Annotated in this window: 16 protein-coding genes; 9 read left to right on the forward strand and 7 right to left on the reverse strand. The window is 60.8% G+C overall.

Annotated elements, in window-relative coordinates; genetic code table 11:
* Nucleotides 1–9 precede the first annotated feature (9 nt).
* The 4 genes from crcB to ABCR88_RS21535 all read right to left on the reverse strand — a co-directional run bounded on the left by crcB (nt 10) and on the right by ABCR88_RS21535 (nt 4,840).
* Nucleotides 10–384: a fluoride efflux transporter CrcB gene (gene crcB, locus ABCR88_RS21520; RefSeq protein ID WP_011062165.1), complete on the reverse strand. Its 375-nt coding sequence runs from the start codon at nt 382–384 to the stop codon at nt 10–12.
* Complete coding sequence (locus tag ABCR88_RS21525) at nt 381–1,706, reverse strand: replication-associated recombination protein A (protein ID WP_011062166.1); 1,326 nt, start codon at nt 1,704–1,706, stop codon at nt 381–383. Before ABCR88_RS21525 ends, crcB begins: the two co-directional genes overlap by 4 nt.
* Nucleotides 1,707–1,739: 33 nt before the next feature.
* Nucleotides 1,740–2,363, reverse strand: coding sequence for an outer membrane lipoprotein chaperone LolA (gene lolA / locus ABCR88_RS21530; protein ID WP_011062167.1), 624 nt, complete (start codon nt 2,361–2,363; stop codon nt 1,740–1,742).
* 68 nt (nt 2,364–2,431) lie between these two features.
* On the reverse strand, nt 2,432–4,840 hold the full coding sequence (locus ABCR88_RS21535; protein ID WP_015636285.1) for a DNA translocase FtsK: 2,409 nt from the start codon (nt 4,838–4,840) through the stop codon (nt 2,432–2,434).
* A gap of 295 nt (nt 4,841–5,135) precedes the next feature.
* Between ABCR88_RS21535 and trxB the strand changes: the two genes are divergently transcribed.
* The 4 genes from trxB (at nt 5,136) to infA (ending at nt 7,924) form a co-directional block, all read left to right on the forward strand.
* Nucleotides 5,136–6,086 (forward strand): thioredoxin-disulfide reductase, encoded by a 951-nt coding sequence (gene trxB, locus ABCR88_RS21540; protein ID WP_232643442.1) that lies wholly within the window; start codon nt 5,136–5,138, stop codon nt 6,084–6,086.
* A gap of 72 nt (nt 6,087–6,158) precedes the next feature.
* A complete protein-coding gene (aat, locus tag ABCR88_RS21545; RefSeq protein ID WP_015636287.1) occupies nt 6,159–6,839 on the forward strand; it encodes a leucyl/phenylalanyl-tRNA--protein transferase in 681 nt (226 codons plus the stop codon).
* A 58-nt stretch (nt 6,840–6,897) separates the two neighbouring features.
* A complete protein-coding gene (locus ABCR88_RS21550) occupies nt 6,898–7,605 on the forward strand; it encodes an arginyltransferase (RefSeq protein ID WP_015636288.1) in 708 nt (235 codons plus the stop codon).
* A 100-nt stretch (nt 7,606–7,705) separates the two neighbouring features.
* On the forward strand, nt 7,706–7,924 hold the full coding sequence (infA, locus tag ABCR88_RS21555) for a translation initiation factor IF-1 (RefSeq protein WP_002553999.1): 219 nt from the start codon (nt 7,706–7,708) through the stop codon (nt 7,922–7,924).
* 126 nt (nt 7,925–8,050) lie between these two features.
* Here infA and clpA read toward each other — a convergent pair whose 3' ends face one another.
* Nucleotides 8,051–10,321: an ATP-dependent Clp protease ATP-binding subunit ClpA gene (gene clpA / locus ABCR88_RS21560; RefSeq protein ID WP_011062172.1), complete on the reverse strand. Its 2,271-nt coding sequence runs from the start codon at nt 10,319–10,321 to the stop codon at nt 8,051–8,053.
* A 29-nt stretch (nt 10,322–10,350) separates the two neighbouring features.
* Nucleotides 10,351–10,713, reverse strand: a complete 363-nt coding sequence (gene clpS / locus ABCR88_RS21565; protein ID WP_011062173.1) for an ATP-dependent Clp protease adapter ClpS — start codon at nt 10,711–10,713, stop codon at nt 10,351–10,353.
* 218 nt (nt 10,714–10,931) lie between these two features.
* On the opposite strand from clpS, the gene cspD reads away from it, so the two are divergent.
* Nucleotides 10,932–11,195 (forward strand): cold shock domain-containing protein CspD, encoded by a 264-nt coding sequence (gene cspD, locus ABCR88_RS21570; RefSeq protein WP_019092905.1) that lies wholly within the window; start codon nt 10,932–10,934, stop codon nt 11,193–11,195.
* Nucleotides 11,196–11,274: 79 nt separating this feature from the next.
* On the opposite strand, the gene icd is transcribed toward cspD, so the two are convergent.
* Nucleotides 11,275–12,531 carry an NADP-dependent isocitrate dehydrogenase gene (icd, locus tag ABCR88_RS21575; protein ID WP_011062175.1) on the reverse strand — a complete coding sequence of 419 codons (1,257 nt, stop codon included), beginning with the start codon at nt 12,529–12,531 and terminating at the stop codon, nt 11,275–11,277.
* A gap of 505 nt (nt 12,532–13,036) precedes the next feature.
* Here icd and ABCR88_RS21580 point away from each other — a divergent pair.
* The 4 genes from ABCR88_RS21580 to hflD all read left to right on the forward strand — a co-directional run bounded on the left by ABCR88_RS21580 (nt 13,037) and on the right by hflD (nt 17,681).
* Nucleotides 13,037–15,262 carry an NADP-dependent isocitrate dehydrogenase gene (locus tag ABCR88_RS21580; protein WP_350403534.1) on the forward strand — a complete coding sequence of 742 codons (2,226 nt, stop codon included), beginning with the start codon at nt 13,037–13,039 and terminating at the stop codon, nt 15,260–15,262.
* A gap of 147 nt (nt 15,263–15,409) precedes the next feature.
* Complete coding sequence (locus ABCR88_RS21585; RefSeq protein WP_015636290.1) at nt 15,410–15,856, forward strand: NUDIX hydrolase; 447 nt, start codon at nt 15,410–15,412, stop codon at nt 15,854–15,856.
* 71 nt (nt 15,857–15,927) lie between these two features.
* A complete protein-coding gene (mnmA, locus tag ABCR88_RS21590; protein WP_015636291.1) occupies nt 15,928–17,061 on the forward strand; it encodes a tRNA 2-thiouridine(34) synthase MnmA in 1,134 nt (377 codons plus the stop codon).
* The gene (gene hflD, locus ABCR88_RS21595) at nt 17,058–17,681 is read left to right on the forward strand and encodes a high frequency lysogenization protein HflD (RefSeq protein WP_011062179.1); all 624 of its coding nucleotides are present in this window, start codon (nt 17,058–17,060) and stop codon (nt 17,679–17,681) included. Before mnmA ends, hflD begins: the two co-directional genes overlap by 4 nt.
* The last annotated feature ends 55 nt before the right edge of the window (nt 17,682–17,736 follow it).

Consider the following 17,736-nt stretch of genomic DNA (forward strand, 5'->3'; position numbering starts at 1 on the left):
TCTCGTTTATCAAAGTTTGGTCAAGGACAGGCCGGCCCAGGTAGCAAGCAGCCCGCCGAATACACTCAGTGCCGCGTAGCCCAGGGCCAGCGCCACTTGTCCGCTTTCCAGCAGACGCACGGTATCCAGTGAAAAGGATGAAAAAGTCGTCAGGCCACCGAGGAAGCCCACTATCAATCCGGCACGCACTTCGATCGGCACTTCCGGACGGACCAGGAACAGCCCGTACAACACGCCGATCAGCAGGCAGCCCACGATATTAACGGCCAGCGTCGCGGTATAGAAGTGCCGCGGCCAATTGGCGTTGATCCAGTTGCCGGTGGCAAAGCGCAACAGGGTGCCAGCCACACCGCCGGCGGAGACTGCGAGGATCAGGGGGATCAAGGTTTTCTCCGCTGCAAGGGGCTGGCCCGGTCCAGGGCGGCCAGGTGCTTGAGCTTCTCGCCGATCTTCAGTTCCAGGCCACGGGGCACCGGTTGATAGAGCGGCAAGGGTTCGAGTTCTTCGGGGAAATAGTCTTCACCGGCGGCGTAGGCATCCGGCTCGTCATGGGCGTAGCGGTATTCGTCGCCATAGCCCAGTTGCTTCATCAGCTTGGTCGGGGCATTGCGCAGGTGGATCGGCACTTCCAGCGAGCCGTGCTCGGCAGCAGCGCGCATGGCGGCCTTGAAACCCATGTACACGGCGTTGCTCTTCGGCGCACAGGCCAGGTAGGTGATGGCCTGGGCCACTGCCAGCTCGCCTTCGGGGCTGCCCAGGCGCTCCTGCACATCCCAGGCCGCCAGGCACAGGCTCAGGGCCCGCGGGTCGGCGTTGCCGATGTCTTCGCTGGCCATGCGCACCACGCGCCGGGCCAGGTACAACGGGTCGCAGCCGCCGTCGAGCATGCGCGCGAACCAGTACAGGGCGCCGTCGGGATTGGAGCCGCGCACCGATTTGTGCAACGCGGAAATCTGGTCGTAGAAGGCTTCGCCACCCTTGTCGAAACGCCGGCGGGTATCGCCCAGCAGGCTTTGCAGCAGATCGACACTGATCTCGCCACCGTCTTCCGCCAGGTCCGAGGCGTTTTCCAGCAGGTTGAGCATGCGCCGGCCATCGCCATCGGCGGCCGACAGCAGCATCTGGAAGCCTTCATCGCTGAGGCTCAGCTGGCGCTTGCCCAGCCCCCGCTCCTCGGTCAGGGCGCGCTGTACCAGGGTGCCCAGGGCCGCTTCATCCAGGCTCTTGAGCACATAGACTCGCGCTCGGGAGAGCAAGGCGTTGTTGAGCTCGAAGGACGGGTTTTCCGTGGTGGCACCGATAAAGATCAGCGTGCCGTCTTCCACGTAGGGCAGGAAAGCATCCTGCTGGGACTTGTTGAAGCGATGCACTTCATCGACGAACAGAATGGTTCGCCGACCGTATTGCCCGGCCTGCTGCTTGGCGATTTCCACCGCCTGGCGGATCTCCTTGACCCCGGCCAGCACCGCCGAGACGGTTTCGAAGTGGGCGTCCGAGACTTCCGCCAACAGCCGCGCCAGGGTGGTCTTGCCGACCCCGGGCGGGCCCCAGAAGATCATCGAATGCAGTGCGCCCTGCTCCAGGGCCTCGCGCAGCGGCTTGCCCCGGGCCAACAGGTGCTGCTGGCCAACGTACTCGTCCAGGTTGGTCGCACGCAGGCGTGCGGCCAGTGGCTGGGCAATCGGGGCACTACGAAACAGGTCCATGGACTACCTTCGAAACCTCGCGGTTGCGGCTGCTTACTCTTGGATCACATCGGCACCCTTGGGGATGTCGAACTTGAACTTGGACGCCGGGATGGCTTCGTTGGCCTTGACCCCGGTGAACAGGATATTGGTGCGCTGGCCAACGCTGTCGATCAACTGCATGTCGTTGATCATGCCATTGCGAAACGACAGGCGCAGGCTGTCGAACAGCGTGTCGCGGGTTTTCGGCTTGAGGGTGAAATCCATCACGCCGCCGGCTTCCTTGGAGGTGATGTCGAAGCTTTCGCTGATCTTCGACACGTCACCGGAGAGCAACAGGGCCGGGGTCTGGGTCAGGCGCTGGTCAAGCTTCTTGATGGTCACCTGCTCCAGGTCCGGATCCCACAGGGAGACTTTCTGGCCGTCGGAGACCATCAGCTGTTCTTGTGGCGCATCGGTGTGCCAGTAGAACAGGCCCGGGCGCTGCAGGGACATCTCGCCGGCGGTTTCCTGCAACTGGGTGCCGCTGCCGTCCAGGGTCAGTTGGGAGAAACGCGCGGTCAGGGTCTGGGACTTTTCCAGCAACTGGGTCAGGCGCGCCACGTCTTTCGGGTCGGCGTGGGCCGATAAGGTGGTCACAGCCAATACCGGCAGCAGCAACATGCGAATCAGGCGCATGGAATTCCTCATTAATTGGATGGGTATACGAGCGGCGTGATTTCACGCCGCTGCAAGCGAAACAAGGATCAGTCGCGCGTCGGGCCCGGCGCCAGCACTTCGCGGGAGCCGTTGGTGTTCATCGCCGTCACCACCCCGGCCATTTCCATGGCTTCGATCATCCGGGCGGCGCGGTTGTAGCCAATCTTCAGCTTGCGCTGTACCGCCGAGATCGAGGCCCGGCGGCTTTCCAGGACGAACTGCACGGCTTCGTCGTAGAGCGCGTCGGCTTCCGGATCATCGCCGTCCCCCCCGCCGCTGCTGCCTTCGAAACCACTGCCCGCCTCTTCGACACCGTTGAGGATGTCGTCGTTGTATTCCGGCGCACCGCGCAGCTTCCAGGCCTCCACCACGCGGTGCACTTCATCATCGGAAACGAAGGCGCCGTGGACGCGGATCGGCAGGCTGGTGCCCGGCGGCATATAGAGCATGTCACCGTGGCCCAGCAATTGTTCGGCACCGCCCTGGTCGATGATGGTCCGCGAGTCGATCTTGCTCGACACCTGGAACGCCATGCGGGTCGGGATGTTGGCCTTGATCAGGCCGGTGATCACGTCCACCGATGGGCGCTGGGTGGCGAGGATCAGGTGGATACCGGCGGCACGGGCTTTCTGGGCGATACGGGCGATCAGTTCCTCAACCTTCTTGCCGACGATCATCATCATGTCGGCGAATTCGTCCACCACCACCACGATGGTCGGCAGCTTGGTCAGCAGCGGCGCTTCGTCGTGGATGCTTTCGCGGTTGTACAGCGGGTCGGCCAGCGGGGTACCGGCTTCAATCGCTTCCTTGACCTTGGCGTTGAAGCCCGAGAGGTTGCGCACGCCCATCTTGGCCATGAGCTTGTAGCGCCGCTCCATCTCAGCCACGCTCCAGCGCAGGGCGTTGGCCGCGTCCTTCATGTCGGTCACCACCGGGCACAGCAGATGCGGAATGCCCTCGTAGATCGACAGTTCGAGCATCTTCGGGTCGATCATGATCAGCTTGGCGTCTTCCGGGCCGGACTTGAACAGGATCGACAGGATCATCGCGTTGACCCCCACCGACTTACCGGAACCGGTGGTACCAGCCACCAGCAGGTGAGGCATTTTCGCAAGGTCAGTGATGATCGGCTTGCCGCCGATATCGTGGCCCAGGGCCAGGGTGACCGGGGATTTGAAGTTGTCGTATTCAGGGGTCGAGAGCACTTCGGAGAAGCGCACGATCTGCCGGTCTTCGTTGGGAATCTCGATGCCCACGGTGGTCTTGCCGGGAATCACTTCCACTACGCGAACACTGGTCACGGCTAGGGAACGCGCCAGGTCCTTGGCCAGGTTGGCGATCCGGCTGACTTTCACCCCCGCCGCCGGCTGGATTTCGTAACGGGTAATCACCGGCCCCGGGTGGATCGAATCCACCGAGACTTCGACGCCGAACTCCTTGAGCTTGATCTCCAGCAGGTGGCCGACTGCCGCCAGGGATTCGGGGGAATAGTTCAGCTGTTTCTTTTCTGCCGGGTCGAGGATCGAGATCGGTGGCAAGGTGCCTTCCACCGCGCTGTCGACGAACAACGGCACCTGTTTCTCTTTCTGCACGCGCTTGCTGGGCTCCGGCGCCTTGGTGGCGATCGGCGTGATCACTGGCGGCACCTGCTTTTCGCGCTCGGACATGTGCTTGCTCAGGGCCTGCTCGCGCTCGATAAGGCGCTCCTTGACCTTGGCCTGCTCGCGCTTGTCGGCCACGTTCGGGGTCACGACTTCATCGACCCGGGCATCCACTTCGCGCAGTTGCGCCACCAGTTGCTTGCGCTCCACGCGCGCATCCCACCAGCGGTTGGCGGCGCCCTGGAACAGTTCGAACAGGTCGAGGGTGATCTTGCCGGTCACGTCCATCACCTTGAACCACGACAGGTCGGTGAACACCGTCAGGCCGAACAGGAACAGGGCAATGAACATCAGGGTGCTGCCCTGCACGTTCAGGGCATTTTTGGCCAGGTCGCCCAGGCTTTCGCCCAGGGCACCTCCGGCACCGGCCGGCAGGCCCGTGGCGGCATGGAAATGGATATGGGCCAGCGCGGCGCCCGACAGCACCAGGAACACCAGGCCGATCAGCCGCCAGGAAAACAGCCAGCCGCTCCACTGCCAGGGCTCATGGCGCTGGCGGAAGATCTGGTAGGTCTTGATCGCCAACAGCAGCGGGAAGATATAGGCGAAGTAACCCAACACCATAAACAGGATATCGGCGCTGTAGGAACCGGCCGGGCCACCGAAGTTCTGCACGTCTTCAATCTTGCTGTTATGACTCCAGCCCGGATCATCTTTCCCATAGGTCAGAAGTGCCATCATCAAGAACAGGCACAGGGCGCCAATGGCGATCAACGCACCTTCCTTGAGCCGGTAGTGCAATTGTTGACGCCAGAGCGGAACAACAGGTTTAGGTGCTGCGGTGGATTTCTTCAAAACGCGTCTTTTCCTGCGCCAAGGGCGCGTCCAACGGGTGATTGACTACAAGATACTGCTCAATCCGAGCAGGTAAATAAAGTTGACCGGCGTAACTGGGGCTACTTTTAACACTCTGCCCCTTGCTTCTGAAACAGTGCAATTCTGAATAAACCCGGTACAGCGTCGTATTGTACGGGTTTGTTCACGCCATGCCACGTCGGAACCCTCCGACCAGCATAGTCAACGGCCTGTTACGCACTGTTCAATTGGAGCATGCATTCTCTTTTGTGACAAAGGCTTATGAGGTGTTTTTATGAACGATGCGAAGCATTCACGCCTGATCATTCTGGGCTCTGGCCCTGCCGGTTACAGCGCTGCCGTCTATGCCGCTCGGGCCAACCTCAAACCGACGGTGATCACCGGTTTGCAAGCCGGCGGCCAACTGACCACCACCACCGAAGTCGACAACTGGCCCGGCGATGTCGAAGGCCTGACCGGCCCGGTGCTGATGGAGCGGATGCAGAGACACGCCGAACGCTTCGACACCGAGATCGTCTATGACCACATCCACACCGCACAGTTGCAGCAGCGGCCGTTTATCCTCATCGGCGACAGCGGCACCTACAGTTGCGACGCGCTGATCATCGCCACCGGCGCCTCGGCGCAATACCTGGGCCTGCCCTCCGAAGAGACCTTTGCCGGCAAGGGGGTTTCCGCCTGCGCCACCTGCGATGGCTTCTTCTACCGCAATCAGGTGGTGGCCGTGGTGGGCGGCGGCAACACCGCCGTGGAGGAAGCACTGTACCTGTCGAACATCGCCAAAGAAGTGCACCTGGTGCATCGCCGCGACAAGCTGCGAGCCGAGAAGATTCTCCAGGACAAGCTGTTCGACAAGGCCACCAATGGCAATATCCGCCTGCACTGGAACCAGCACCTGGAGGAAGTGCTGGGCGATGCCAGCGGCGTGACGGGCGCCCGCCTCAAGGACAGCCACAGCGGAGAAACCAAGGATCTGGCACTGGCCGGGGTGTTTATCGCCATCGGCCACAAGCCCAATACCGATCTGTTCCAGGGCCAGCTGGAGATGCGCGACGGCTACCTGCTGGTGCGTGGCGGCAGCGAAGGCAATGCCACGGCCACCGGCATCCAGGGGGTATTTGCCGCCGGCGACGTGGCCGACCACGTCTATCGCCAGGCCATCACTTCGGCCGGCGCCGGCTGCATGGCAGCGCTGGATGCGGAAAAATTCCTCGACGACAACTAAGCCCTCGCCCTACGCTTGTGGCGGGCCCGCAATGGCTCGCCACCGCCCTCCCCTGCCGCAAGTCTGGATACCATGCTGACCTGGTTACAACGCAACACACTCGACTTCCCGCCGCTGGAAAAGGCCATGCGCGAGCCCAATGGCTTGCTGGCCGCAGGCGGAGACTTGTCTGCCGACCGCCTGATCCAGGCCTATCGTCACGGCTGCTTTCCCTGGTTTTCCGAGGGCCAGCCGATTCTCTGGTGGTCCCCCGATCCGCGCACGGTGTTATTCCCGGACGAACTGCATGTCTCCCGCAGCCTGGGCAAGCTGCTGCGCAAACAACGCTATCAGGTGACCTTCGATCAGGACTTTGCCGCAGTCATCAGCGCCTGTGCAGCGCCTCGCGCCTATGCCGACGGCACCTGGATCAGCGAAGCGATGCAACGTGCCTACCTGCAACTGCATCAACGCGGCTACGCCCATTCGGTGGAAGTCTGGGATCAGGGAGTGCTGGTGGGCGGCTTGTATGGACTGGCCATGGGGCAGCTGTTTTTCGGCGAGTCGATGTTCAGCCGCGCCGACAATGCCTCGAAATTCGGCTTTGCCACTCTGGTGGAACGCTTGAAGGCGTGGGGATTTGTGCTGATTGACTGCCAGATGCCCACCGAACACCTGCACAGCCTCGGCGCCCGATCCATTTCCCGGCCAGAATTCGCGAATTACCTGAAACACCACCTGGACCTGCCGAGCCGCGCCATATGGGTTTCCTAGGCGGGTTTGCCGGGGGTGGCTTACACTTAATTGCAAAGCTTATTCCGAGGGTTGACTCATGACCGAGTTGGCGCGCCTGAAGTTCTATGCCACCCAACCCCACTCTTGCAGCTACCTGCCCGACGAACAGGCGACCACTCTGTTCCTAGATCCCAGCCAGCCCATGGACGTGCATGTCTACGCGGATCTGTCGGAAATGGGCTTTCGGCGCAGCGGCGATCATCTGTATCGCCCCCACTGCCAGAACTGCAACGCCTGCGTGCCGGCGCGCATTCCTGCTACACAGTTCCTGCCCAGCCGCCAGCAAAAGCGCATTCTCAAACGCAACAGCGACCTGACCGTACACGCGGCCAAACCCTGCTTCAGTGAAGAGTATTTCGACCTCTACCAGCGCTACATCGAGCAACGCCACGCCGATGGCGACATGTTCCCCCCCAGCCGCGACCAGTTCTCGACCTTCCTGGTTCGAGACCTGCCCTTCTCGCGCTTCTACGAGTTCCGCCTGGACGGCCGCCTGCTGGCCGTGGCGGTCACCGACCTGCTGCCCAATGGCCTGTCGGCGGTCTACACCTTCTATGAACCCGACGAAGAGCGCCGCAGCCTCGGGCGCTTTGCGATCCTTTGGCAAATCGGCGAAACCCTGCGCCTGGGGCTGGATGCGGTGTACCTCGGCTACTGGATCAAGAACTGCAAAAAGATGAACTACAAGACCCAATATCGCCCCATAGAGCTGCTGGTTAACCAGAGATGGGTGATCCTCAACTAGAAGGTCTTGGCTTAAACCCCACTTTTCGGGCACAATGCACGCCGCTTTTGCCTGGCGCAGTTGCACCGGGCCATTCATTGGACACCGAGGGCTTTACTGCATGTCGAAAGAAGACAGCTTCGAAATGGAAGGCACTGTCGTCGACACCCTGCCCAACACCATGTTTCGTGTGGAGTTGGAAAATGGGCACGTCGTAACCGCGCATATTTCCGGCAAGATGCGCAAGAACTACATTCGTATTCTTACCGGTGACAAAGTGCGCGTCGAGCTGACGCCCTATGACTTGAGCAAAGGGCGCATCACTTACCGCGCTCGCTAAGCAAGTCAATACAAGACGCCCGGTTATGCCGGGCGTTTTTGTTCGTCTGCAAAAAACGTTTCAAACGCCAGATAGCACAAAGGCACCTCCCGGTGCCTTTGGCTGTACTGCTGCGTTATGCGGCGATCAAGCCATTTCCGCCGTGGTCTCGAAATCGAAGGTCAGCTCGCCATCCTTGATGTCGATGTGGACCACACCGCCATGGTCGGACAACTCGCCAAACAGGATCTCCTCGGCCAGGGGACGCTTGATCTTGTCCTGGATCAAGCGCGCCATCGGACGGGCGCCCATGGTCACGTCGTAACCACCGGCGGCCAGCCAGCTGCGAGCGGCATCGGTCACTTCCAGTTGCACGCGCTTGTCTTCCAGCTGCGCCTGAAGCTCGGTAAGGAACTTGTCCACCACGCTCTTGATCACTTCGTGGCTCAGGCGACCGAACTGGATAATGGTGTCCAGACGGTTGCGGAACTCCGGCGTGAAGCTCTTCTTGATCACTTCCATGGCATCGGACGAGTGATCCTGATGCGTGAAGCCGATGGAGGCTCGCGCCGCGGTTTCAGCACCGGCGTTGGTGGTCATGATGACGATCACATTGCGGAAATCCGCCTTGCGCCCGTTGTTGTCGGTCAGGGTCCCGTGGTCCATCACCTGCAGCAGCAGGTTGAAGACTTCCGGGTGGGCCTTCTCGATTTCATCGAGCAGCAATACGCAATGCGGCTGCTTGGTGATGGCCTCGGTCAGCAAGCCACCCTGGTCGAAACCGACATAGCCGGGAGGCGCACCAATCAAGCGCGAGACGGTGTGCCGCTCCATGTACTCGGACATGTCGAAGCGTACCAGCTCGATCCCCATGGCCTTGGCCAACTGCCGCGCCGCTTCGGTCTTGCCAACGCCGGTAGGCCCGGCGAACAGGAAGGAACCGACCGGTTTGTCCGGCGATTTCAGGCCCGCACGGGACAGCTTGATCGCGGTGGACAGCGAATCGATCGCCGCATCCTGGCCAAACACCGTCAGCTTGAGATCGCGCTCAAGATTGCGCAGCAGCTCTTTATCGGAACTGGTGACATGTTTTGGTGGAATCCGCGCGATTTTCGCCACGATGTCTTCGACCTGGGCCACTTCGATGCGCTTCACGCGCTTCTCCGCCGGCTGCAGGCGCTGATAGGCCCCTGCCTCGTCGATGACGTCGATGGCCTTGTCCGGCATATGCCGGTCATTGATATAGCGCGAGGCCAATTCTGCAGCGGCACGCAGGGCTTCATCACTGTATTCGATACTGTGATGCTGCTCGAAACGCCCCTTGAGGCCGCGCAGGATGCCAATGGTGTCTTCAACCGAGGGCTCGGACACATCGACTTTCTGGAAGCGCCGCGCCAAGGCCCGGTCCTTCTCGAAAATGCCACGGAACTCCTGGAAGGTAGTCGAGCCGATGCAACGGATATCACCCGAAGACAGCAACGGCTTGAGCAGGTTCGAGGCGTCCATCACCCCCCCAGAGGCCGCACCGGCACCGATGATGGTGTGGATTTCGTCGATGAACAGGATCGCCTGAGGGCGTTTTTTCAATTCGCCCAGCAGCGCCTTGAAGCGCTTCTCGAAATCGCCGCGGTATTTGGTACCGGCCAGCAACGCCCCGAGATCCAGCGAGTAGACGACGCTGTTGACCAGCAGGTCCGGCACTTGATTGTCGACGATGCGCTTGGCCAGGCCCTCGGCAATCGCGGTCTTGCCCACGCCTGCCTCACCCACCAGCAGCGGGTTGTTCTTGCGCCGGCGCGCCAGGATCTGCGCTACGCGCTCGACCTCCTGCTCGCGCCCTACCAACGGATCAATGCGCCCCTGACGGGCCAGCTCATTGAGGTTGCTGGCATAGGCATCCAGAGGATTGCCCGAAGAAGACGACTCACCACCCTCTTCGTCCTGCATATCCTGTTCACCTTCAGAATGATCGCCATGCCCGGGCACCTTGGAGATGCCATGGGCGATGTAGTTGACCACGTCGATACGGGCAACGCTCTGCTGTTTCAGCAGGAACACCGCCTGGCTCTCTTGCTCACTGAAGATTGCCACCAGCACATTGGCACCGGTGACTTCACGCTTGCCCGAGCTCTGTACGTGAAAGACAGCACGTTGCAATACACGCTGGAAACCCAGGGTTGGCTGAGTTTCGCGATCCTCGTCGTGCACGGGAATCAGCGGCGTGGTGGAGTCGATGAACTCCTGCAGGTCGTGCTTGAGTTTGTCGAGGTTTGCTCCGCAGGCACGTAAAACGGTGGCGGCGGCCTCATTATCCAAAAGAGCCAACAGGAGATGCTCGACGGTCATGAACTCATGACGCTTCGAACGGGCCTCCTTGAAGGCGAGATTGAGGGTGACTTCGAGCTCGCGGTTTAACATAGCTTCACCTCATACCCAAGTGGTCGGCGTTAACCGTCCTTCTCGATTTCACAGAGTAGCGGATGCTGGCTTTCCCGGGCGTACTGGTTGACCTGCATGGCCTTGGTCTCGGCGATGTCGCGGGTAAACAATCCACACACTGCCCGCCCTTCGGTATGGACGGCCAGCATGACCTTGGTCGCCAGCTCGCGATTCAGGTTAAAAAACATCTCGAGCACTTCGACGACGAAATCCATCGGCGTGTAGTCATCGTTGAACAAAACCACCTTGTACATCGGCGGCGCCTGGAGAGCAGGCTTAGCCTCCTGTACTGCCAAGCCAGCGGAATCGTCGTCGTGCAAGTCCGGGCGATCCTGATTGAATGTTAGTCGAATCTGGCTGATTGCATGCATGGAAAGAAAGGTTCGTCAGTTGTGCAAATACAGTGGTGGGGGCGCCCTGGAAGGATTTCAACTCCGACCGCCGGGTCAACTTGACTATCGGCAAAACGGTGTTACAACCAATAGGGCCCACATTGGGTAATAAACGTCCGCGGCGTCAACCTTTTTACCAAGCTTGGCGGCGGATGAACTGGATGATACTCCAGTGATGGAGTCTGTTGCAGAGGGATATGAGTATGGCTAGCGGTAAGGTCAAGTGGTTCAACAACGCCAAGGGTTATGGCTTTATTAATGAGGAGGGCAAGACTGACGATCTGTTTGCCCATTACTCGGCCATCGATATGGATGGCTACAAGACCTTGAAAGCCGGACAGGCTGTGAGCTTCGAGATCATCCAAGGGCCCAAGGGCCTGCATGCGATCAAAATCAGCGCGTTGAAGGTGCCCGGCGAAATCGTCACCGCCGAGGCCCAGCCCGAAAGTGCCCTGAGCTGATCCAACCAACATCCAGTCATAAAAAAACCGGCCGACTCAAGGGATTGAGTCGGCCGGTTTGCTTTGGTCACCGTACAGCTTACATGTGCGAGATCAGCGCATCGCCGAAGGCCGAGGAAGACAGCAGGGTTGCACCGTCCATCAGGCGTTCGAAGTCATAGGTCACGGTCTTGGCCGAGATTGCGCCATTGGTGCCCTTGATGATCAGGTCAGCCGCTTCGGTCCAGCCCATGTGGCGCAGCATCATCTCTGCGGAGAGGATCAACGAACCCGGGTTGACCTGGTCCTTGCCGGCATACTTGGGCGCGGTACCGTGGGTGGCTTCGAACATGGCCACGGTATCTGACAGGTTGGCGCCTGGTGCAATGCCGATGCCGCCCACTTCCGCCGCCAGGGCGTCGGACAGGTAGTCACCGTTGAGGTTGAGGGTCGCGATCACATCGTATTCGGCCGGGCGCAGCAGGATCTGCTGGAGCATGGCGTCGGCGATGGCATCCTTGACGATGACGTTCTTGCCGGTTTTCGGGTTCTTGAACTGCATCCAGGGACCGCCGTCCAGCAGGGTCGCGCCGAACTCTTCGGCAGCCACTTCGTAGGCCCATTCCTTGAAGGCACCTTCGGTGAACTTCATGATGTTGCCTTTGTGCACGATGGTCAGCGAGTCGCGGTCGTTATCCACTACATATTGCAGCGCCTTGCGCGCCAGACGCTTGGTGCCCTGCAGGGAAACCGGCTTGACGCCGATGCCGCAGTTTTCGTCGAAACGGATCTTGGTGACACCCATTTCCTCCTTGAGGAACTTGATGACCTTGGTGGCTTCTGCCGAGCCGGCTTTCCACTCGATGCCGGCGTAAATGTCTTCGGAGTTTTCACGGAAGATGGTCATGTCCACATCGCCAGGCTTTTTCACCGGGCTGGGCACGCCTTCGAACCAGCGCACAGGGCGCAGGCACACATAGAGATCGAGTTGCTGACGCAGGGCCACGTTCAGGGAACGGATGCCACCACCGACCGGAGTGGTCAGCGGGCCCTTGATGGAAACCACGTAATCCTTCACTGCGTCCAGGGTTTCCTGAGGAAGCCAGGTGTCCTGGTCGTACACTTGAGTCGCTTTTTCCCCGGCATACACTTCCATCCAGGAAATCTTGCGTTCGCCGCCGTAAGCCTTCTTAACCGCAGCATCGACAACCTTGATCATGACCGGGCTGATATCAACACCAATACCGTCGCCTTCGATGAAAGGAATAATCGGGTTGTTAGGAACATTGAGAGAATGGTCTGCGTTGACGGTGATTTTGTCGCCGACTGCTGGAACCTGAATCTTCTTGTATCCCATGCTGAACTCCGTTGTGTGGATTGAACATCTGGCTGCGTTCGAGCGTACCCCAGTTGAATCTGGACGGGAACCTCATGTTCCACCCATATGCCGTGAAAGCTGCACAGTTCGCGGCCTACAAGCCTGAAAGCAAAGGGAAAAGTGCCAAAGTAAAGCACCCCGAGCGACTCTACGCCTGCACCCTGCCTGCGACCTTTAGACCAATGGACGAGAACGGGCACCTATGAAGCATCGGCGTTTTGCTAGCTACCTATGTATAATGCCGCCGCTGACCACAGAGTCACGACGGCCGAACGCTCTGCTACCGAATAAAACAAGCCGAGAATGGCCGCCCAAAGCCGGGTTGTTACCGCAGCCCACCCGCTTGACGCTCGACTGATGCACCCAACATCACCGCGAAGAAACCTCGACATTCGGCTCATGGATGACCTTTGAACGAAAGCGCTTACCCGGCGCACCTCGAGTTTCTGCGCACGCTTTAGCAAAGAAGAGAGTTAATCCGAATATGCCCACCCGCTCGAAGATCATCTACACCTTCACCGACGAAGCCCCGGCCCTCGCCACCTATTCCCTGCTGCCTATCGTAGAAGCCTTCACCGCTTCGGCTGATATCGCCGTGGAAACCCGCGACATCTCCCTGGCCGGCCGCATCCTCGCCAGCTTCCCTGAGCAGTTGGGTACCAAAGCGGTGCCGGACCACCTTGCCGAACTGGGCGAGCTGGCGGTCACCCCGGAAGCCAACATCATCAAGCTGCCGAACATCAGCGCCTCGGTCCCGCAACTGCAAGCCGCGATCAAAGAGCTGCAGGCCCAGGGCTATGCACTGCCGGACTACCCAGAAACCGTCACCAGCGACGCCGACAAAGACGCCAAGGCCCGTTACGACAAGGTCAAGGGCAGCGCCGTGAACCCGGTCCTGCGTGAAGGCAACTCCGACCGCCGCGCCCCGCTGTCGGTGAAGAACTACGCGCGCAAGCACCCGCACAAGATGGGCGCCTGGGCCAAGGACTCCAAGTCCCACGTTGCCCACATGAGCAACGGCGACTTCTACGGCAGCGAAAAAGCGGCCCTGATCGAAGCAGCCGACAGCGTCAAGATCGAACTGATCGCCCAGGACGGCACTGCCACCGTCCTGAAGGAAAAGACCGCCGTGCAAGCCGGCGAGATCCTCGACTGCGCCGTAATGAGCAAAAAGGCCCTGCGTGCCTTCATCGCCGCCGAAATCGAAGACGCCAAGAAGCAAGGCGTACTGCTGTCGGTGCACCTCAAAGCCACCATGATGAAGGTCTCCGACCCGATCATGTTCGGCCAGATCGTTGCCGAGTTCTATCAGGATGCCCTGAGCAAGCACGCCACCGTGCTGCAGGAAATCGGCTTCAACCTGAACAACGGCATCGGCGACCTGTACGCCCGCATCAAGGCGCTGCCGGCCGACCAGCAAGCTGCGATCGAAGCCGACATCCAGGCCGTCTACGCAGCCCGCCCTGCCCTGGCCATGGTCAACTCCGACAAAGGCATCACCAACCTGCACGTGCCGAGCGACGTGATCGTCGACGCCTCGATGCCTGCCATGATCCGTGACTCCGGCAAGATGTGGGGCACCGACGGCCAGCTGCACGACACCAAGGCCGTGATCCCGGACCGTTGCTACGCCACCATCTACCAGGCCGTGATCGAAGACTGCAAAGCCAATGGCGCGTTCGATCCGACCACCATGGGCAGCGTGCCGAACGTTGGCCTGATGGCGAAAAAAGCCGAAGAATACGGTTCCCACGACAAGACTTTCGAAATCAAGGCTGACGGCGTGGTTCGCGTCACCGACAGCAAAGGCAGCCTGCTGCTGGAGCAGAAAGTCGAAGCCGGCGACATCTTCCGCATGTGCCAGACCAAAGACGCGCCGATCCAGGACTGGGTCAAACTGGCGGTCAACCGTGCTCGTGCCAGCAGCACTCCGGCCATTTTCTGGCTGGACCCGATGCGTGCCCACGACGGCGTGATGATCGAGAAAGTTCAGGCCTACCTGAAGGATCACGACACCAGCGACCTGGACATCCGCATCATGTCCCCGGTCGAAGCCATGAAGTTCACCCTGGCCCGCACCCGCGACGGCAAGGACACCATCTCGGTGACCGGCAACGTACTGCGCGACTACCTGACCGACCTGTTCCCGATCATGGAACTGGGCACCAGCGCCAAGATGCTGTCGATCGTGCCGCTGATGAACGGCGGCGGCCTGTTCGAAACCGGCGCCGGCGGTTCGGCTCCCAAGCACGTACAGCAGCTGCTGGAAGAGAACTTCCTGCGCTGGGACTCCCTGGGTGAGTTCCTGGCCCTGGCCGCCTCCCTGGAGCACCTGGGCAACACCTACAACAACCCGAAAGCCCTGGTGCTGGCCAAGACCCTGGACCAGGCGACCGGCCAGTTCCTCGACAACAACAAGTCGCCATCGCGCAAGGTCGGCAACATCGACAACCGCGGCAGCCACTTCTACCTGGCGCTGTACTGGGCTCAAGCCCTGGCCGCCCAGACCGAGGACGCCGCCCTGCAAGCGCAGTTCAGCACCCTGGCCAAGACCCTGACCGAGAACGAAGCGACCATCGTCGCCGAGCTCAACGCCGTACAGGGCAAGCCCGTGGACATCGGAGGCTACTACAGCGCCAACCCCGAACTGGTGAGCCAGGCCATGCGCCCGAGCGCCACCCTCAACGCAGCCATTGCTGCGCTGGTGTAAGCACGAGCGAACACACAAACCCCGGCCCCGTGCCGGGGTTTGTGCTTCTGGCGTCCGCAGCAACCGGCCTGTCGGCAAAACAGACAGCGCTCGCTTCGCCGGCAAGCCGGCTCCTACAATGCTCACCCTTTATAAAGGAGTGCCTTTATGGAATGGCAACCACATATTACTGTCGCCACCATCGTCGAGGACCAGGGCCGCTTCCTGTTCGTCGAGGAGTACTCGGGCGAACAGGCCGTGCTCAATCAGCCCGCCGGGCACCTGGATGCCAATGAAAGCCTGCTCCAGGCGGCCGTACGCGAAACCCTGGAGGAAACCGGCTGGGATGTGGAGTTGACCGGCGTGGTCGGCATCTACCTCTACACCGCCCCCAGCAACGGCGTGACCTACCAGCGCGTGTGCTTCGCCGCCAAGCCACTGCGCCATCATCCGGACTATCAGTTGGATGACGGCATCATCGGCCCGCGCTGGCTGAGCCGCGAGCAACTGCTGGAGCAACGGGCCAACTGGCGCAGCGAGCTGATCCTGCAGTGCCTGGACGATTACCTGGATGGCCAGTTGCACAGCCTGGCACTGATCCGACCAATGCTTTAACCGCAGTTTTAGCCTTGCAGGCCTCAGCCTGTTAGAATCGCGTCCTTTTTCAAGACACCCGTTGAATTCCTATGCGTGATCCAGCCCCTTCTGATAACCAAAAGAAGCGCGTCATTGTCGGCATGTCCGGCGGCGTGGATTCTTCCGTTTCCGCCCTCCTGCTGATGGAGCAGGGTTACCAGGTGGAAGGCCTGTTCATGAAGAACTGGGAGGAAGACGACGGAACCGAATACTGCACCGCCATGGACGACCTGGCCGACGCCCAGGCCGTGTGCGACAAGATTGGCATCAAGCTGCACACCGCCAACTTCGCCGCCGAATACTGGGACAACGTGTTCGAGCACTTCCTGGCCGAATACAAGGCCGGCCGCACGCCGAACCCGGATATCCTCTGCAACCGCGAAATCAAGTTCAAGGCCTTCCTCGACTACGCCATGATGCTCGGCGCCGACCTGATCGCCACCGGCCACTATGTGCGCCGCCGTGACATCGATGGCCGCACCGAACTGCTCAAGGGCCTGGACCCGAACAAGGACCAGAGCTACTTCCTCCACGCCGTTGGCGGCGAGCAGATCGCCAAGACCCTGTTCCCGGTAGGCGAGCTGGAAAAGCCCGAAGTGCGCGCCATTGCCGAAAAACACGACCTGGCCACGGCGAAGAAGAAAGACTCTACCGGCATCTGCTTTATCGGCGAGCGGCGCTTCAGCGACTTCCTCAAGCAATACCTGCCGGCCCAGCCCGGCGAGATCAAGACCACCGAAGGTGAAGTCATCGGCCGCCATCACGGCTTGATGTACCACACCATTGGCCAGCGCCAGGGTCTGGGCATCGGCGGCCTGAAAGACGCCGGCGAAGAGCCGTGGTACGTGCTGATCAAGGACCTGGAGCACAACGAGCTGATCGTGGGCCAGGGCAATGATCACCCCTGGCTGTTCTCCCGTGCCCTGCTGGCCTCCGACATCTATTGGGTCAACCCCATCGACCTGAGCCAGCCGCGGCGCCTGACCGCCAAGGTACGCTACCGCCAGAGCGACCAGCCCTGCACCCTGGAAAAGACCGCCAACGGCTACCGCGCCACCTTCGACGACCCACAGCGCGCCGTCACTCCCGGCCAGTCCGTGGTGTTCTACGACGGCGAGATCTGCCTCGGTGGCGGCGTGATCGAAGTGGCCGAACCCTGGAGCAGCAAGGACGCCCGTCCATGAGCCCGATTCAGGAGCAATTGACGGCGCTGGGTGGTGTTTTCCTCGCAGCGGTGCTTGTGGACCGCATCGCCAAGACCGGCCAGGTCAGCGAAGCGGCCCTGAGCTGCATGCTCGGCAGCCTGCTGATCCGCGACCCGAAAGACACCCTGGAAGTCTACGGCGGCGACGACATCAACCTGCGCGAGGGTTACCGGGCCCTGATCGGCGCTCTGGAGCGCGACCCCAGCACCCTGCAGCGCGAACCACTGCGCTACGCTTTGTCGATGCTCGGCCTGGAGCGCCAGCTGGCCAAGCGCGACGACCTGCTGGAGACCATCGGCAAACGCCTGCCGCAGATCCAGTCCCAGGTCGAACATTTCGGTCCAGCCCACGAAAACGTCATCGCCGCGTGCGGCGGGCTGTACCAGGACACCCTGAGCACCCTGCGCCAGCGCATTCAGGTGCACGGCGACATGCGCAATCTGCAGCAGCCCAGCAATGCCTCGAAGATCCGCGCCCTGCTGCTGGCCGGCATTCGTTCCGCACGCCTGTGGCGACAGCTGGGCGGCCATCGCTGGCAACTGGTGATCAGCCGGCGCAAATTGCTCAAAGAGCTTTATCCGTTGATGCGCAGCAGCTGAGCTGCGCCTGATTTTTCAAGAGCTGCGCGTAAGACGCTGGTCAGTTGGCAACGGA

The sequence above is a fragment of the Pseudomonas sp. W17 genome, from assembly GCF_040268305.1.
Classification (GTDB): domain Bacteria; phylum Pseudomonadota; class Gammaproteobacteria; order Pseudomonadales; family Pseudomonadaceae; genus Aquipseudomonas; species Aquipseudomonas protegens.

Excerpts from the sequence above, each read along its gene's own strand:
- ABCR88_RS21525 (WP_011062166.1), bottom strand. The coding sequence starts at position 1,706 with ATGGACCTGTTTCGTAGTGCCCCGATTGCCCAGCCACTGGCCGCACGC.
- lolA (WP_011062167.1), bottom strand. The coding sequence starts at position 2,363 with ATGCGCCTGATTCGCATGTTGCTGCTGCCGGTATTGGCTGTGACCACC.
- trxB (WP_232643442.1), top strand. The coding sequence starts at position 5,136 with ATGAACGATGCGAAGCATTCACGCCTGATCATTCTGGGCTCTGGCCCT.
- aat (WP_015636287.1), top strand. The coding sequence starts at position 6,159 with ATGCTGACCTGGTTACAACGCAACACACTCGACTTCCCGCCGCTGGAA.
- ABCR88_RS21550 (WP_015636288.1), top strand. The coding sequence starts at position 6,898 with ATGACCGAGTTGGCGCGCCTGAAGTTCTATGCCACCCAACCCCACTCT.
- infA (WP_002553999.1), top strand. The coding sequence starts at position 7,706 with ATGTCGAAAGAAGACAGCTTCGAAATGGAAGGCACTGTCGTCGACACC.
- clpA (WP_011062172.1), bottom strand. The coding sequence starts at position 10,321 with ATGTTAAACCGCGAGCTCGAAGTCACCCTCAATCTCGCCTTCAAGGAG.
- clpS (WP_011062173.1), bottom strand. The coding sequence starts at position 10,713 with ATGCATGCAATCAGCCAGATTCGACTAACATTCAATCAGGATCGCCCG.
- cspD (WP_019092905.1), top strand. The coding sequence starts at position 10,932 with ATGAGTATGGCTAGCGGTAAGGTCAAGTGGTTCAACAACGCCAAGGGT.
- icd (WP_011062175.1), bottom strand. The coding sequence starts at position 12,531 with ATGGGATACAAGAAGATTCAGGTTCCAGCAGTCGGCGACAAAATCACC.
- ABCR88_RS21580 (WP_350403534.1), top strand. The coding sequence starts at position 13,037 with ATGCCCACCCGCTCGAAGATCATCTACACCTTCACCGACGAAGCCCCG.
- ABCR88_RS21585 (WP_015636290.1), top strand. The coding sequence starts at position 15,410 with ATGGAATGGCAACCACATATTACTGTCGCCACCATCGTCGAGGACCAG.
- mnmA (WP_015636291.1), top strand. The coding sequence starts at position 15,928 with ATGCGTGATCCAGCCCCTTCTGATAACCAAAAGAAGCGCGTCATTGTC.
- hflD (WP_011062179.1), top strand. The coding sequence starts at position 17,058 with ATGAGCCCGATTCAGGAGCAATTGACGGCGCTGGGTGGTGTTTTCCTC.